Source organism: Rhizobium sp. BG4 (assembly GCF_016864575.1).
Lineage (GTDB): Bacteria > Pseudomonadota > Alphaproteobacteria > Rhizobiales > Rhizobiaceae > Rhizobium.
The window spans coordinates 3,709,351-3,724,054 of sequence record NZ_CP044125.1 but is presented as its reverse complement, the minus strand read 5'-3'; the positions used below and the strand labels follow the sequence as shown (position 1 = coordinate 3,724,054).

Genomic DNA, 14,704 nt, shown 5'->3' with positions numbered 1-14,704 from the left:
GACCACATTAGCATGACTGCGGAGGTATTCGTGAACAGCAATGTCGGTACGATAGGAAGCGCTGCACCGCTCGTGGCGGATGCAAGCCCGATGATCGACCCGTTCGGACGGGCCGTCTCCTATCTGCGCGTCTCCGTGACCGATCGCTGCGATTTCCGCTGCACCTATTGCATGGCCGAAAACATGACCTTTCTGCCGAAGAAGGATCTGTTGACGCTGGAAGAGCTGAACCGGCTCTGTTCCGCCTTCATTGCCAAGGGCGTGCGCAAGATCCGCCTGACAGGCGGGGAGCCGCTGGTGCGCAAGAACATCATGTTCCTGATCCGCGAGCTCGGAAAACAGGTTGGCACCGGTCTTGAGGAGCTGACCCTGACCACCAACGGCTCGCAGCTCGCCCGCCATGCCGAAGAGCTCTATGATTGCGGCGTACGCCGCATCAACGTCTCGCTCGACACGCTCGACCCCGACAAGTTCCGCAAGGTGACGCGCTGGGGTGAGCTTTCAAAGGTCATGGAAGGCATCGATGCCGCGCAGAAGGCGGGGCTGAAGATCAAGCTGAATGCGGTGGCGCTGAAAGGCTTCAACGAGGACGAGATTCCCGGCATGCTGCGCTTCGCCCACGGCCGCGGCATGGACCTGACCGTCATCGAGACGATGCCGATGGGCGAGATCGATGAAGACCGCACCGATCAGTATCTGCCCCTGTCGGAGCTTCGCGCCTCGCTCGAAAAGCAGTTCACGCTTGAGGATATCGGCTACAAGACCGGCGGCCCGGCGCGCTATGTCGAGGTCGCCGAGACTGGCGGTCGCCTCGGCTTCATCACCCCGATGACCCATAATTTCTGCGAGAGCTGCAACCGCGTCCGCCTCACCTGCACCGGCACGCTCTACATGTGCCTCGGCCAGAATGACGCCGCAGACCTGCGCTCCGCGCTGCGCGCCACCGAAGACGACGGCCTCCTCTATGCCGCGATCGACGAAGCCATCACTCGCAAGCCCAAGGGCCACGATTTCATCATCGACCGCACGCACAAGAAACCCGCCGTCGCTCGCCATATGAGCGTCACCGGCGGGTGACTTCCCTTTCCAATTAGATCAACCGTTCAGGCCGCACCGGCCGGATCGCCGATCGGCAATAGTGCCGGATCGGGCGGTGTCGGGTCGTTGGGGTTCTTGTTGTCTGCAGGGTCCTGAGCCGGCGTCAGCGGCGGCTTTTCCTGCACGCGATCGGGAACACCGGGAGCAGGTGTGGGGCCGCGGGGCGTTTCGGCGGGATTGGGAATTTCTGTCGGCATGGGGATCTCCCTTCGGGTTCACCAGCCGCGCACGGCGCAGCTTACTTACTGTGGTGAACGCCACGCGATCGCGTTTGTTCAAAAGATCCGTCCGGCAACGCCCATCTGTTCGTTCTCGAACAGTTTGAAATGGCTGCCGCTAATTTGTGCGCTGCGCAATCGATTTATGCAGACTGTGGCTTGCAATCGATTTCATTCCCGCCGGTTCCCTTCTACAAGGGCCTCAGAACTATCGGGAATCTCTTCGCATGCCGCGGTCTCGCAATACCCAGGGCGCAATCTACATGAGCATGGCCATGGCCGGTTTTTCGGCCAGCGACGCGCTCTCAAAATCCGTCATCGGCGATATGAACGCTGGCGAGATCATGTTCATCCGCGGCCTGTTCACCAGCATCCTGATCTACCTGATTGCCCGTAAGATGGGCGCGCTCCGCTCCTGGACGATCATCCTGAAGCCGATCATCATCCTGCGCGTCCTCTGCGAGATGCTGGCTGCCGTCACCTACATCACCGCGCTCGGCATGATGCCGATCGCCAATGCCTCGGCGATCCTGCAGTCGCTGCCGCTGGTGGTCACCTTCGGTGCGGCCCTGTTCTTCCGTGAGCCGGTCGGCTGGCGCCGCTGGTCGGCGATCCTTGTCGGCCTGATCGGCGTGATGATCATCATCCGCCCCGGCCCGGAAGGCTTCACCCCGGCCGCCCTCCTCTGCGTCGCCAGCGTGCTGACGACAGCCGGCCGTGACCTCGCGACCCGCTCGATCGATCCTGAAATCCCCTCGCTGATGGTGACCGTGGTCACCGCGATCACCGTCGCCTTCTTCGGTGCCCTGCTGATGCCAGCGCTCGGTGGATGGCATACACCGTCGCTGACGGCGCTGTCTCACCTGCTGATGGCATCGGTCCTCGTGCTGATCGGCTACCAGTCCGTGATCACCGCCATGCGCACCGGCGAAGTCTCCTTCGTCGCGCCCTTCCGCTATACGAGCCTGATCTTCTCGGGCCTGCTCGGCTTCATCTTCTTCGCCGAAGTCCCCGACGCCTGGACGCTGGCGGGTGCGGCGATCGTCATAGCTTCCGGCCTCTATACCTTCTATCGTGAGGCCAAGCGCCGCGTCGCTCCCCTGGCCCAGGAATCCGAGCCGAGAAGCCCCGTCTGAGATAAGCAATGGCAGATTTTTCACTCGCAAATACCGCAATCCCGGGCGTCATCCTGGCCGGTGGCCGCTCCTCGCGCATGGGGACGGACAAGGCTGCGGCAATGCTCGGCGGCCGGCCGCTTCTCGACCATGCGATCGCACGGCTCTCCCCACAGGTCTCCACCGTCGCCGTCAATGCCGGCAGCGAGCCGCAATGCGGCCTCGTCTTCATCCCCGATATCATTCCCGGCAAGGCCGGGCCGATGGCGGGCATCCATGCTGCGATGGCCTATGCCGCCAGGCTCGACGGCGTCAGCCATGTCGTGACGGTCTCGATCGACAGCCCCTTCTTCCCGGCCGAGCTCGTATCCGACTTCATCGCCGCCGCCGACCATCCGGAAAAGATCGCGATCGCCGCTTCCGAGGGCCGCAGCCACCCGGTCTTCGGCCTTTGGCCCGTGGCGCTCGCTGCAGACCTCGAAGCCTGGATTGCCACTGACGAAAAGCGTCGCGTCCGCGACTTCCTGTTACGGCATGACGTTGCGGAAGTTCAGTTTCCGCTGCACCCGACGCGCGCCGCGCTTCTCGACCCGTTCTTCAACATCAACACTCCCGACGACCTCGTCGAAGCCGAGCGCTGGCTGCGGGCGCTCTCGCCATGAGCACGCCGCGCGTCTTCGGAATTGCCGGCTGGAAGAATTCGGGCAAGACAGGCCTTGCCGTGCGCCTCGTCGAGGAGTTCACCCGCCGCGGCTACCGCATCTCGACGATCAAGCACGCGCACCACGATTTCGACATCGACAAGGTCGGGGCCGACAGCTACCGCCACCGGCAGGCCGGCGCCCATGAGGTGACGATCGTCTCCGGCACCCGCTTTGCCATCATGCACGAGCTGCGCGGCGAACCCGAACCCGCCTTCGAGGACATCCTCTCTCGCCTCGCCCCTTGCGATCTCGTGCTGATCGAGGGCTACAAGCGCGAGCCGATCCCGAAGATCGAGGCCCGCCGCCTGGAGGCCGCCAAGCGCGAACCGCTGGCGCCAACCGATCCGCATATCTGCGCCATCGCCGCCGACCATCCGGTGACAGAGAGTACCCTGCCCGTCTTCGATCTCGACGACACGATGGCGATCGCCGATTTCATCGCGGCGAAGCTCGGTCTTCCCGCCATCACGGCATAGAAAAAGCCGCCGGTCGCCCGGCGGCTTTCTTGTTCTCAGATTTGCCTGCCTCAGTTGTTGGAGGCGACCGGACGCACGAGCGGCGTGACGCGGCGGATGGTAACGCGGCGGTTTTCCTGGTTCGGACCAGCCGTGTTGACCTTCAGGTAGCGCTCGCCATAGCCCTGCGTCGCCATGTTTTCAGGCGGGATGCCGTAGACATCGGAGAGCACGTTGGCGACCGACTCCGCGCGCTGGTCCGAGAGAACCAGGTTGCTCTGGTCGGAACCGACGGCATCCGTATGGCCCTCGATCAGGAAGGTTTCGCTCGGATCCTTCTGCAGCACCTCGTTCAAGGCATCCGCGACCTTGCGCAGGCTGCGCGCCTGGCTCATCGGGATTTCGGCACTGCCGGTAGCGAAGGTGATCGTATCGAGGTCGATACGGCGCACCTTGTCGCGGATACGGGCCGAATACTTTACCTCGTTCAGTGAGTAGACGCGCTCGACGGGCTCGACCGGCGGTTCGCGCAGGAAGTCGTAGTAGTCGCGATCCGGGTCGCTGCTGGTGTCGATGATGTAGTCGCGAACCGGGATGCGCAGGCGCATCGGCGGCAGATCGGCACCCGGATCCTCGAAGTAATCCTGGTCCGGATTGTCGTAGAGCTCCGGCGAGTAATAGAGCACATACTCACGGCCACGGCTGTCGACGCGCGACCGCTGGATGATGTCGCCATAGCGGTTGCGGATCGTCACGATGCGATAGCCATCCGGGCGGTCGATCGTTTCGCGGTAACGGTCGCGCGGCAGCTGCTCGTAGATCGGCCGTTCGCCATCGCGGATGAAGCGGCGGTCGTCGTCGCTGCGAACCACGATGTTGTTGTTGATCTGCAGGATCACGCGGTTATCGTCGCCGACACGTCCTTCGACCTGCGCACCGTCAGGGCGCTGGAACTGCGGACGGCGGTCGAGCCGGCGGCCTTCCTCGGCCGTGACAGCCTCGATCTTGACCGGCGGACGTGCTTCGCCACCGGCTGCACGCTGCGCATCGGCATCCGATTTCGGCACGAAGATCTCCTGCTGTGTCTCGGCCGCACGCTGGCGGTCGCGCTGGCGCCGGCCATCGCGGCCACCGGAGCGGTCTGCGTCCTTGTCGCTGTCGAGCACGGCTGCACCGTTTTCGACCGGCAGAACCACGGTTTCCGTGCTCTTGCTCGGATCCGCGGCGATCTGCTTGCGGCGCTCCATCTCCTGCGGCGTTACCTTCTCAGGTGCCGGGATCGCCTGCTCGACGACAGGCTGCTGACCATTGGCTGCAGGCTGCTCGGCAGTGTTGGCGCCAGGCTGCAGGCCGGGCTTGAGCTGCTGCTCGCCCTCAGGCGCAGGCTTCTGTGCCTGGTCAGGCTCTGCCGGAACCGGCGGCTTTGCGGGCGCCGGAGATTCGGCCGGGACAGGCGCCTGATCGGGAGCCGGCGATTCCGACGGAACCGGCGTCTTGCCTTCGGCGGGCTGCTCACCCTGCTGCTGGGCGTTCTTGCGGCCGGGCTTGGCGGCAGGTTCCTGCTGCTGTTCGCCTTCGGTTGCCTGCTGCTGCTTTTTGTCGCCCTTGCGCGGACGCTGCTGCTCGGGCTGGGCCTCTTCGGTCTGGGGCTTGGCCTGCTCCACCTGAGGAGCGGCCTGCTCGCCCTGCGGCTGGGCCTCGTTCTGGGCGGGCGCAGCCTCCTGCTGGGCAGGCTGCTGGTCGCGCTTGCGGCGCGGCTTTTCGGCCGGCTGCTCGGCGGGTTCGGCCTGCGGGGCTGCCTGCTGCTGCGGCTCAGGGGCGGCTTCGCGCTTCTTGCGGCGCGGCTGTTCCTGGTTTTCGGCCGGCTGTGCCTGCTCCACCTGCGGAGCGGCCTGCTCCGGCTCGGGGGCTGCCTCGCGCTTCTTGCGGCGCGGCTGCTGTTCTTCGGAAGGCTGAGCCTGCTCGGCCTGCGGAGCCGCCTCTTCTGCCTGCGGCTGAGCTTCGCGCTGCTTGCGGCGCGGCTGTTCCTGCTGCTGCTCGGCCTGCGGCTGCGCTTCCTGCTGCTGTTGCTCTTCGGCCTGCGGCTGCTTGTGGCGCTTCTTCAGGATCTCTTCATCCGACGGTGCATCCTGCGCGACCTCATACGAACCGCTGACCACCTGGGGCGACGATGCCGCGCTCGTTCCCCCGAGTGCCGACGCATGCACCGGCGTAACGGCCAGTGTCAGCGACAGCAGCGGAAAAGCAGCGCTGGCAAACAATCTTGATTTCATGCCCATTGGGTTTCCTCGTTCCTATTGGCTATTGGGGGTGTTCAGTTTTGACACCCGCATGTTGGGTCGGGACCGAAATTTCCGAGGCCCGGATTTGTTCCATGCATTTTTTAGAAACGCCTGGATTAACCCGCTATGAACGTCCCGGTCCGCCTTCGTTCATCTTGGTCATAGTTTGCGACGCAACAATGGCGCGCGATTCCAGTTGCAATTTGCAAAAAAAAGGTTTGATTATCGCGCCAAGGCGGTGCTGATGCCCGCCGCATTATGGCCGCTGCCGAATAAGAAAAAGACGCAGCGGTCACCAACAGAGAGGATCCTCATGCGTATCTCCAACCTCCTCGCCGCAGCTTCGCTTGCAGCGCTGTCCCTCTTCGCCGGTTCGGCAATGGCCGATGGCGAAAAGTATGTGATCGGCACCGACTCGACCTACCCGCCCTTCGAATTCGTCGATGCCAGCGGCGAAATCAAGGGCTTCGACATCGACATCGCCAAGGCACTCTGCGCCGAGATGAAGGCTGAATGCTCCTTCGTCAGCAACGACTGGGATGGCATCATTCCGGCTCTCCAGGCCAAGAAGTTCGACATGATCGTTTCGTCCATGTCGATCACGCCGGAGCGCTCGAAGCTCGTCGACTTCACCAACAAGTACTACAACACCCCGCCGGCAATCGCCGTGCCGAAGGATTCGACGATCACCGACGTCGCCGGCCTGAAGGGCAAGACGATCGGCGCCCAGACGTCGACCACCCACGCCAACTATGCTGAAAAGCACCTGGCCGACACCGAGCTGAAGCTCTACCCGACTGCCGACGAGTACAAGCTCGACGTTTCGAACGGCCGTATCGACGCCGTAATCGACGACGTCGTCGTTCTCTCGCAGTGGGTCAAGTCGGACGCCGGCGCTTGCTGCAAGATCCTCACGACCCTGCCGGTCGACAAGGAAATCAACGGCGTTGGCGCCGGTATCGCCGTCCGCCAGGGCGATCCGCTGAAGGACAAGCTGAACACCGCGATCGCTGCGATCCGCGCCAACGGCAAGTACAAGGAAATTCAGGACAAGTACTTCGATTTCAACGTTTACGGCGATTGAGAAAAACTGTAACTGACCTGTAAAGATGATGGCGGAAGGCTTGCTCTTCCGCCATTTTTGTCTGACAACATGCTAAAGATCAAAACGGCATAAGCCGTGAGGGGAAAGTTGGATGGGCGGATTATTTTCCGCGCTGGGCTCGCTCTGGGCCTGGATAGGGTATGTTTTCGATCCGCTATGCGGACCTGCCGGTCTTTTCACCTGGTTCGGCCAGTCGACGATCCTCGCCTGCGGCGATACCGGCTGGGGCGATGAAATCGCCGTCGGCCTGAAAACCACCGTCGCCGTCGCGCTGCTGACCTTGCCGGTCGGCCTGGTCATCGGCTTCCTCGTGGCACTCGGCCAGCAATCCGAAGAAAAGTCGGTGCGGCTCGCCGCCGGCATCTACACCACGATCTTCCGCGGCCTGCCCGAGCTTCTGACGCTGTTCATCATCTATTACGGCATGCAGATCCTCATTCAGTCGGCGCTCGCCTCCTTCGGCTATGACGAGCGGATCGAGATCAACGCCTTCGTGGCCGGCATGATCGCCCTTGCCGTCGTCTTCTCCGCCTATTGTTCGGAAGTGCTGCTCTCGGCATTTCGCGCCATTCCGAAGGGCCAGTACGAGGCCGGAGACGCGCTCGGCTTTCACCGCGGCCGTACGCTCCGCCTCATCATCCTGCCGCAGCTGGTGCGCATCGCCCTGCCCGGCCTCACCAATCTCTGGATGATCCTGCTGAAGGATACGTCTTACGTCTCGATCATCGGCTTAGCCGACATCCTGCGCCAGACCGCCGTCGCCGTGCGCGTCACCAAGCAGGCCTTCTTCTTCTATCTGCTCGCCTGTATCATCTATCTGGTGCTCGCTGTCATTTCTTCCTACGGCCTCAGCTATATCGAACGCTGGGCCAAGCGCTCGGAGGTCCGCCGGTGAGCGTTGCAGAAACCCTTATCCCGCCGCAGCCGGCGCCGAAGCATATCGCCAAGCCTCTCTCGGCGGCGCGCGTCACCGGCTCGGTTCTCGTGCTGATCTGGCTCGCTCTTGCCGCAACGCTGATCTACATGGTCGTCGCCGGCTGGGATCCCGAAAAGTTCACCCGTTACGGACCGCGCTATCTGCACGGCCTGATGACGACGATCATCCTGGTGACGATCTCGGTCATCTGCGGCGCCGTCCTGTCCCTGCCGCTGGCATTCGCCAGAATGTCGACGAACAGGTTCCTCAGTGGCTTCGCCTATTGCTACGTCTACGTCTTCCGCGGCACGCCGCTTCTGGCGCAGCTCTTCCTCGTCTATTACGGCCTCGGCGGCTTCCGCCCGCAGCTGGAATCCGTCGGTCTCTGGTGGTTCTTCCGCGACGCCTGGTATTGCGGCCTGTTCTCGATGACCATCAACACCGCCGCCTATCAGGCCGAAATCCTGCGCGGCGCCATCGAGAGCGTGCCGAAGGGCCAACATGAGGCCGCGGACTCGCTCGGCGTTTCCAAGACCGTCGCCTTCCGCAAGATCATCCTGCCGCAGGCGCTGATCGTGGCGCTGCGTCCCTACGGCAACGAGATCATCCTGCTGATCAAGGGCTCGGCCGTCGTCGCCATCATCACGGTCTTCGACCTGATGGGCGAAACCCGCTACGCCTTCTCGCGTACTTTCGATTACCAGACCTATCTGTGGGCTGCGATCTTCTACCTGACGATGGTTGAAGCGCTCCGCCATTTCTGGAACTGGATCGAGCGGCGCCTGACGCGTCACCTGCAGCGCTGACAGGTTTGGCAGCACTCCCTGCGGGATGCTGCCAAACTATTGAAATCAAACAAAAATGAATGGTTCTTTTGCCCGCTGCATGTCAAGCTTCGGTTAACCGCGTCGTGTTTCCATTTTATCTGCCGCTAATAAGCGACAGTGGGAACGAAAGCGAGATGCACATGAACAAGGACATGGAAAAGCAGCTGCAGGGCTATGGACTGACGACGGCGCAGATCCTCTATCGCATGCCGGATCATCCCGCGATCCTGCAGACCTATATCTGGCAGGAATACGACCTCGCTCCCGATTTCCCCGAAATGCGCGGCTTCCTGAAATTCTGGCAGGAAAAGCTCGACGGCCCGCTGCACTCCGTCCGCTACATCCACCGCAAGCTGATCTCGGCAACGGAATGGCGCGCGCTGCGCGGCGAATTCGTCATTCACTGAAAGGCCGGCCGGCAACGCCCGCCATTGCCAAAGCGGCCTCACCGCCTTAGAGGCTTGCGTGACAGCGAAAAGGTGGACCGGCATGGCAAAGAAGATCGACGAAGAGGCATTGGCCGAGGCCTATAACCGCGCGCTTGCGCTGGAAAAGGCTGGCGACGTCGATGCGGCCGTGAAGGCCTATGAGGAAGTGCTGGCGATCGACCCCGAGGATCATGGCGGCGCCGCCGTCCGCATCGCCTCGATGGGCCGCGGCGAGACGCCGGTGCGCGCCCCCGACGCCTATGTCGAAACCCTCTTCGACCAGCATGCAGAGGTCTTCGAGGACGTGCTCGTCGAGCAGCTCGGCTATCACGTGCCGATGATGGTGCGCCAGCGCCTGCAGGAGCTGAAGCTCGGCCCGTTCAAGCGCATGCTCGACCTCGGCTGCGGCACAGGCCTCACCGGCGGCACGCTGCGCGATCTCTGCGAGGACATGACCGGCATCGACATCTCCGAAAACATGGTCGAGATCGCCCACGAGAAGGACGTTTACGAGACGCTGTTCGTTGCCGAAGTCGAGGACTTCCTCGACGACAACGACGAGGACGCCTTCGACCTGATCACCGCCACCGACGTCCTGCCCTATCTCGGCGCCCTCGAGCCGCTGTTCTTCGGCGCCGCCGAAAACCTGACGCCCGGCGGCCTGTTCATCTTCTCCTCCGAAAGCCTGCCGCAAGCCGACGCCCGCCCCTACGCCGTCGGCCCCCACCAGCGCTTCCTCCACGCAGAAAGCTACATCCGCGAACGCCTGACCGCGACCGGCTTCGAGCTCGTGGAAATGACCGGCATCAACGTGCGCATGCAGGAAGGCGAACCGAGCCCCGGGCATCTGGTGATCGCGAAGCTGGCGGGTTGATTGAGTCTTTCGAAAACAACCTATGAGTTTATGTCGTTAGTAGACAATATCGGCTGATGACAGGAAGCTCCCGGTGGGAAACCGGGGGCTTTTTCAATGGGCGATCTGTCAATGTCCAAGGATTTGGGCCCTGCCTCGAAAACTCTCGATTCGACAGAACACCCGCAGCCCAAGCATCGAGATGACGAGCCAACCCAATAGTTACCCATTCAGCAGACTATCCCTTGCCACAAACGCCACACCCTGATACTTAGCCTTTCAGCAAAGTTTCCAACAGCTGAAAGGCCATGCCCCATGCCGCTCGTGCTTTACGGACATCCGCTCGCTTCCTTCTGCCACAAGGTTCTGATCGCGCTTTATGAGAACGGCACGCCGTTCGAGGACCGGCTGGTCGATCTCTCGGATGAGGGTTCGCGGGCCGAGTTGTTCCGCTACTGGCCGGTCGGCAAGATGCCGATCCTGCGGGATGAGGCGCGCGACAGCACCATTCCGGAAACCAGCATCATCATCGAATATCTGGACCGGCATTATCCGGGCGAAGCGCATCTGCTGCCGCTCGATGCGGACCGCGCCCTGCAGGTGCGGCTGTGGGACCGCTTCTTCGATCTCTATATCCAGACGCCGATGCAGAAGATCGTCGCCGACAAGATGCGCGCCGCCGATGCCAAGGATCCGCAGGGCGAGAGCGAGGCGCGCGCCACGCTTGCCATGGCCTATGACATGATCGAGCGGCAGCTGGCAAACAGCCTCTGGATCACCGGCGACAGCTTCACCATGGCCGATTGCGCCGCAGCCCCCGCCTTGTTCTACAGCGAAACGCTGGTTCCCTTCGGCGCGGAACGGCCGAAGCTGTCGGCCTATTACGAGCGGCTCGTCCACCGCCCCTCCTTCGCCCGCGTGCTGAAGGAAGCACTGCCCTATTTCAAGTACTATCCCTACAAGCACCAGCTGCCTGAGGCGATCCGCAAGGCGATGCCTGCCGAATGACGATCGATGCCATCTCTCTCGACCGGATGTTCCACGCGCTGTCGGATAGCAGCCGCCGCGGCATGATCGACCGTCTCGGCCTTGGCCCCGCCTCGGTGATGGAGCTTGCCGCCCCCTTCCCGATGGCGCTGCCGACGGTGATGAAACATCTGAACGTGCTTGAGACGAGCGGCCTTGTGCGATCCGCCAAGGCCGGCCGTGTGCGCACCTATCAGCTGCGCCAGGAGCGGCTCGCCGAGCTCGAGCGATGGATCGGTGAGCGCAAGGCCGGCTGGAACTCCGCCTTCGACCGTCTCGACCTGCTTCTTGCCGAAGAGGAACCCAAGCCTTGACCGTGACACCAGCAAGCCCCGGCTCCGCCGTCCACACGACCTTCACCATCGAGCGGCAGCTTAAGGCCGACCCGAAGCGCGCCTTCCGCGCCTGGGCCGATCCGGCCTCGAAGCAAAAATGGTTTGCCTGCCACGGCGACTGGACGACGCTGGAATACCGCCTGGACTTCCGCGCCGGCGGCAGCGAGCGCAATTACACGGCCGATGGCGACGGCCTGCTGCATGCCTATGACGCCCACTATCTCGATGTCGTCGAGGACATCAGGATCGTCTACGCCTACGAGATGCGGCTCGGCGAAACCAGGATTTCCGTGTCGCTGGCCACCGTCACCTTCGAGCCGTCAGCGGCAGGCACCCGCATGCTCTTCACCGAGCAGGTCGTCTTCCTCGATGGCTACCCCGATGACGGAATGCGCCGCCAAGGCACCGAGCTCGGCCTTGACAGTTTCGAGGCATTCCTCGAGCGCGAGGCCGGCGGCGTCCACTGATATCCTCAGCGTCCGGCGCCGAGAATGGCACCGAGCAGCCGGCCCTCGAGCTCGGCAAGTTCCGGATTGCCATGCCGGCGCGGATGCGGCTGGGGAATGTCGAGATCAAGCGCGATCCGCCCTTCTTCCAGCACGATCACCCGGTCCGCCAGATGCACCGCTTCGCTGACGTCGTGGGTGACGAGAACCGTCGTGAAACCGAGCTCGCGCCAGACGCGGTTGATCAGTTCCTGCATGCTGATCCGCGTCAGCGCATCGAGCGCGCCGAGCGGCTCGTCAAGCGCGAGAACGCCGGGCTTGCTGACCAGCGCGCGGGCCAGCGCCACACGCTGCCGCTGCCCGCCTGAAAGCCGCGACGGCCACTCCTTCGCCTTCTCCACCAGCTGCACTTCGGAAAGCACGGCTGCTGCCTCTGCAAGCGCCAGACGCTTGTCGATCCCGTCGCCGAGACCGACCGCGACATTCTCCGCCACGCTGAGCCAGGGCAAAAGCCGCGGCTCCTGAAAGACGATGCGCGCATTCGGCCGCTCGCCGCCGCTATCCCCGGTCTCGAAGCGGATGCTGCCCGCGCTCGGCTGATCGAGGCCCATCAGTACCCGCAGCAGCGTGCTCTTGCCGCAGCCGCTCTTGCCGATGACGGCGACGAACTGACCGGCCGGAATATGCAGATTGATGCCGCGCAGTACGCGGTTGCCGCCAAAGCTCTTCTCCAGTCCGGTCAGGGTGATGGATGCCGCCCCGGCTGGCGGTGTCGCAGGCTTTTCGCCGTGCGCCACATAATCCGGCTCGATGGAGCCGTGGAAACGTTCATGGGTGATCACGCTCATCGCCAGCTCCTACTTCTGATAGATCGGGTTCCACGTCAGCGCCCGCCGCTCCAGCGCCCGGGCGACGACATCGGCAAGCTTGCCGAGCACGGCATAGATCACCAGCGCCAGCACCACGACATCGGTCATCATGAATTCACGCGCGTTGTTCGCCATATGGCCGATGCCGGAGGATGCCGCGATCGATTCCGAGACGATCAGCGTCAGCCACATGATACCCAGCGCATAGCGCAGACCGACGAAGATCGACGGCAGCGCACCCGGAAAGATCACCTTGCGGAACAGCGTCCAGCTGCCCATGCCGTAAACGCGGCCCATTTCGATGAGATCGCGATCGACATTGCGCACGCCGTGATAGGTGTTGAGATAGACGGGGAAGAGCACGCCAAGCGAGGTGAGAAACAGTTTCGATTCCTCGCCGATTCCGAACCACAGGATAACCAGCGGGATCATCGCCAGATGCGGAATGGTGCGCAGCATCTGCAGCGTCGTATCGGTCAGCTGCTCCGAGACCTTCGAAACGCCGTTGGCAATGCCGAGCAGGAAGCCGATCGCGCCGCCGACCAGCAGGCCCGCAAAGGCGCGCCCGGCGCTGACCAAGACGTCATGCGGCAGCTGGCCGGAGATCGTCGTCGACCAGAAGGCGACGGCGACATCGGCTGGAGACGGCATGATCCGCGAGGAGATGAACCCGGCCGACGAGGCGATCTGCCAGCAGATGACGATTGTCACCGGCAGGAGATAAGGTAACAGGGCAGAGCCGTCAGGCAGCCGGGGCAACGCCCGGCGCTTGCGCTTTGCTTGCCCCGAGGCAACGCGTGTGAATGGCGTTTCGAATACCGACATGCTCATCTCCTCGCTTCCGCGGATCAGGACCCTGAAACGACTTTCAAGTTACCGCCATGGCTACCGCCACCGAACACCTGCTTGTTTCCGAAATCGTTGCGCAGACCATGACGCTGCTCCGGCTGGCCGAGACCGAGCTCGGGGAACAGCAGTTCGGCAACGCGATAGGCCTCTTCCAGATGCGGATAGCCAGAGCCGATCACCGTCTCGATGCCGAGTTCCTGATATTCGCGCAGCCGCGCCGCGACCGTCTTCGGCGAACCCACGAGCGCCGTGCCGGCACCGGCGCGCACCAGACCCACACCGGCCCAGAGATTCGGAGACACTTCCAGCTTTTCACGGCGCCCGCCGTGAAGCGCTGCCATGCGCGCCTGACCGACGGAGTCGGACTCCTTGGCAAAGCGAAGCTGCGCTTCCTCGATGGTCGCGTCGTCGAGCTTCGAGATCAGCCGGTCGGCGGCCGCCCATGCCTCGTCGTCCGTCTCGCGGACGATGAAATGCAGGCGGATGCCGAAGCTGACTTCGCGGCCCTTCTTGGCGGCAGCGGCGCGTACGCGCCCGATCTTTTCGCCGACCTGCGCCGGCGGTTCGCCCCAGGTCAGGTACTTGTCGACGCGGCCGACGGCAAAGTCGATGCCGGCATCCGAAGAACCGCCGAAATAGAGCGGCGGGCGCGGATTCTGGTAGGACGGGAAGCCGAGGCGTGCATTGGTCGCCTTGATGTGCTTGCCATCGATGCTGGCAACGCCCTTTTCCAGCAGCTCTTCCCAGACATCGAAGAACTCGTTGGCATGGTCGTAGCGCTCGTCATGCGGCAGGAAGATGCCGTCGCCGGCAAGTTCGGCCGGGCTGCCGCCGACGACGATGTTCAGGAGAACGCGGCCGTTCGAGACACGGTCGAGCGTCGTCGCCAGACGTGCGTAATAGGCTGGAGACGCCGTGCCGGGACGGATCGCCACCAGGAACTTGAGCTTCTCCGTATGTTGCGAAAGTGCGGCCGCCGTGACGAAGGATTCCTCGCAGGCAACGCCTGTCGGCAGCAACACGCCGGAAAAGCCGAGGCGATCGGCTGCCTGGGCGATCTGCGTCATGTAGCCGATCTCAGGCGCACGCGTCTGGTCGGACGAACCGAGATAGGCGCCGTCGCCGGAGGTCGGGATGAACCAGAGAAAATCGATTGGTTTGGAACTCATCAAATTGTC

General features: G+C 63.1%; 17 protein-coding genes. 12 read left to right on the top strand and 5 right to left on the bottom strand.

The genetic code is table 11. The features are described from left to right. The first annotated feature begins 30 nt into the window (after window positions 1-30). Window positions 31-1,077, top strand: coding sequence for a GTP 3',8-cyclase MoaA (gene moaA, locus F2982_RS18650; RefSeq protein WP_203428724.1), 1,047 nt, complete (start codon window positions 31-33; stop codon window positions 1,075-1,077). Window positions 1,078-1,103: 26 nt separating this feature from the next. Here moaA and F2982_RS18645 read toward each other — a convergent pair whose 3' ends face one another. Further along, window positions 1,104-1,295, bottom strand: coding sequence for a hypothetical protein (locus F2982_RS18645; RefSeq protein ID WP_130278166.1), 192 nt, complete (start codon window positions 1,293-1,295; stop codon window positions 1,104-1,106). Window positions 1,296-1,543: 248 nt separating this feature from the next. On the opposite strand from F2982_RS18645, the gene F2982_RS18640 reads away from it, so the two are divergent. The 3 genes from F2982_RS18640 to mobB are packed head-to-tail and all read left to right on the top strand — an operon-like array spanning window position 1,544 to window position 3,611. Then, complete coding sequence (locus F2982_RS18640; protein ID WP_130278165.1) at window positions 1,544-2,452, top strand: DMT family transporter; 909 nt, start codon at window positions 1,544-1,546, stop codon at window positions 2,450-2,452. An 8-nt stretch (window positions 2,453-2,460) separates the two neighbouring features. Next, the gene (mobA, locus tag F2982_RS18635; protein WP_203428723.1) at window positions 2,461-3,093 is read left to right on the top strand and encodes a molybdenum cofactor guanylyltransferase MobA; all 633 of its coding nucleotides are present in this window, start codon (window positions 2,461-2,463) and stop codon (window positions 3,091-3,093) included. Continuing rightward, complete coding sequence (gene mobB, locus F2982_RS18630; protein WP_203428722.1) at window positions 3,090-3,611, top strand: molybdopterin-guanine dinucleotide biosynthesis protein B; 522 nt, start codon at window positions 3,090-3,092, stop codon at window positions 3,609-3,611. The genes mobA and mobB overlap by 4 nt, the downstream gene beginning before the upstream one ends. 50 nt (window positions 3,612-3,661) lie before the next feature. Here the strand turns inward: mobB and F2982_RS18625 are convergent, their stop codons facing one another. Continuing rightward, window positions 3,662-5,869, bottom strand: coding sequence for an OmpA family protein (locus tag F2982_RS18625; RefSeq protein WP_203428721.1), 2,208 nt, complete (start codon window positions 5,867-5,869; stop codon window positions 3,662-3,664). A gap of 316 nt (window positions 5,870-6,185) precedes the next feature. Here F2982_RS18625 and F2982_RS18620 point away from each other — a divergent pair, with 316 nt between their 5' ends. From F2982_RS18620 to F2982_RS18585, 8 genes are all read left to right on the top strand, one after another. Beyond that, a complete protein-coding gene (locus F2982_RS18620; RefSeq protein ID WP_130278161.1) occupies window positions 6,186-6,956 on the top strand; it encodes an ABC transporter substrate-binding protein in 771 nt (256 codons plus the stop codon). A 112-nt stretch (window positions 6,957-7,068) separates the two neighbouring features. Continuing rightward, a complete protein-coding gene (locus F2982_RS18615) occupies window positions 7,069-7,872 on the top strand; it encodes an ABC transporter permease (RefSeq protein WP_199629497.1) in 804 nt (267 codons plus the stop codon). Continuing rightward, entirely contained in the window at window positions 7,869-8,699 is an 831-nt protein-coding gene (locus tag F2982_RS18610; RefSeq protein ID WP_130278160.1) for an ABC transporter permease, read from the top strand. The genes F2982_RS18615 and F2982_RS18610 overlap by 4 nt, the downstream gene beginning before the upstream one ends. Before the next feature lie 161 nt (window positions 8,700-8,860). Continuing rightward, complete coding sequence (locus F2982_RS18605) at window positions 8,861-9,127, top strand: usg protein (RefSeq protein ID WP_112716649.1); 267 nt, start codon at window positions 8,861-8,863, stop codon at window positions 9,125-9,127. 82 nt (window positions 9,128-9,209) lie between these two features. After that, window positions 9,210-10,022 carry a methyltransferase gene (locus tag F2982_RS18600; RefSeq protein WP_203428720.1) on the top strand — a complete coding sequence of 271 codons (813 nt, stop codon included), beginning with the start codon at window positions 9,210-9,212 and terminating at the stop codon, window positions 10,020-10,022. Between the two features lie 294 nt (window positions 10,023-10,316). Beyond that, window positions 10,317-11,009 (top strand): glutathione S-transferase family protein, encoded by a 693-nt coding sequence (locus F2982_RS18595; RefSeq protein ID WP_203428719.1) that lies wholly within the window; start codon window positions 10,317-10,319, stop codon window positions 11,007-11,009. After that, complete coding sequence (locus tag F2982_RS18590; protein ID WP_203428718.1) at window positions 11,006-11,341, top strand: metalloregulator ArsR/SmtB family transcription factor; 336 nt, start codon at window positions 11,006-11,008, stop codon at window positions 11,339-11,341. The genes F2982_RS18595 and F2982_RS18590 overlap by 4 nt, the downstream gene beginning before the upstream one ends. Next, window positions 11,338-11,829 (top strand): SRPBCC family protein, encoded by a 492-nt coding sequence (locus F2982_RS18585; protein ID WP_246777478.1) that lies wholly within the window; start codon window positions 11,338-11,340, stop codon window positions 11,827-11,829. The genes F2982_RS18590 and F2982_RS18585 overlap by 4 nt, the downstream gene beginning before the upstream one ends. A 5-nt stretch (window positions 11,830-11,834) precedes the next feature. On the opposite strand, the gene F2982_RS18580 is transcribed toward F2982_RS18585, so the two are convergent. From F2982_RS18580 to ssuD, 3 genes are read right to left on the bottom strand one after another with little or no spacing between them, the layout of a single operon-like run. Then, on the bottom strand, window positions 11,835-12,656 hold the full coding sequence (locus F2982_RS18580; RefSeq protein ID WP_203428717.1) for an ATP-binding cassette domain-containing protein: 822 nt from the start codon (window positions 12,654-12,656) through the stop codon (window positions 11,835-11,837). Between the two features lie 9 nt (window positions 12,657-12,665). Further along, window positions 12,666-13,502 carry an ABC transporter permease subunit gene (locus F2982_RS18575; protein ID WP_199629492.1) on the bottom strand — a complete coding sequence of 279 codons (837 nt, stop codon included), beginning with the start codon at window positions 13,500-13,502 and terminating at the stop codon, window positions 12,666-12,668. Between the two features lie 23 nt (window positions 13,503-13,525). Next, complete coding sequence (gene ssuD, locus F2982_RS18570) at window positions 13,526-14,695, bottom strand: FMNH2-dependent alkanesulfonate monooxygenase (RefSeq protein WP_203428716.1); 1,170 nt, start codon at window positions 14,693-14,695, stop codon at window positions 13,526-13,528. Window positions 14,696-14,704 lie beyond the last annotated feature (9 nt).

Bases quoted from the DNA above. Each gene is read 5' to 3' on its own strand.
- F2982_RS18645 (WP_130278166.1), bottom strand. From the start codon at position 1,295: ATGCCGACAGAAATTCCCAATCCCGCCGAAACGCCCCGCGGCCCCACA.
- F2982_RS18640 (WP_130278165.1), top strand. From the start codon at position 1,544: ATGCCGCGGTCTCGCAATACCCAGGGCGCAATCTACATGAGCATGGCC.
- mobA (WP_203428723.1), top strand. From the start codon at position 2,461: ATGGCAGATTTTTCACTCGCAAATACCGCAATCCCGGGCGTCATCCTG.
- mobB (WP_203428722.1), top strand. From the start codon at position 3,090: ATGAGCACGCCGCGCGTCTTCGGAATTGCCGGCTGGAAGAATTCGGGC.
- F2982_RS18625 (WP_203428721.1), bottom strand. From the start codon at position 5,869: ATGGGCATGAAATCAAGATTGTTTGCCAGCGCTGCTTTTCCGCTGCTG.
- F2982_RS18620 (WP_130278161.1), top strand. From the start codon at position 6,186: ATGCGTATCTCCAACCTCCTCGCCGCAGCTTCGCTTGCAGCGCTGTCC.
- F2982_RS18615 (WP_199629497.1), top strand. From the start codon at position 7,069: ATGGGCGGATTATTTTCCGCGCTGGGCTCGCTCTGGGCCTGGATAGGG.
- F2982_RS18605 (WP_112716649.1), top strand. From the start codon at position 8,861: ATGAACAAGGACATGGAAAAGCAGCTGCAGGGCTATGGACTGACGACG.
- F2982_RS18600 (WP_203428720.1), top strand. From the start codon at position 9,210: ATGGCAAAGAAGATCGACGAAGAGGCATTGGCCGAGGCCTATAACCGC.
- F2982_RS18595 (WP_203428719.1), top strand. From the start codon at position 10,317: ATGCCGCTCGTGCTTTACGGACATCCGCTCGCTTCCTTCTGCCACAAG.
- F2982_RS18590 (WP_203428718.1), top strand. From the start codon at position 11,006: ATGACGATCGATGCCATCTCTCTCGACCGGATGTTCCACGCGCTGTCG.
- F2982_RS18580 (WP_203428717.1), bottom strand. From the start codon at position 12,656: ATGAGCGTGATCACCCATGAACGTTTCCACGGCTCCATCGAGCCGGAT.
- F2982_RS18575 (WP_199629492.1), bottom strand. From the start codon at position 13,502: ATGTCGGTATTCGAAACGCCATTCACACGCGTTGCCTCGGGGCAAGCA.
- ssuD (WP_203428716.1), bottom strand. From the start codon at position 14,695: ATGAGTTCCAAACCAATCGATTTTCTCTGGTTCATCCCGACCTCCGGC.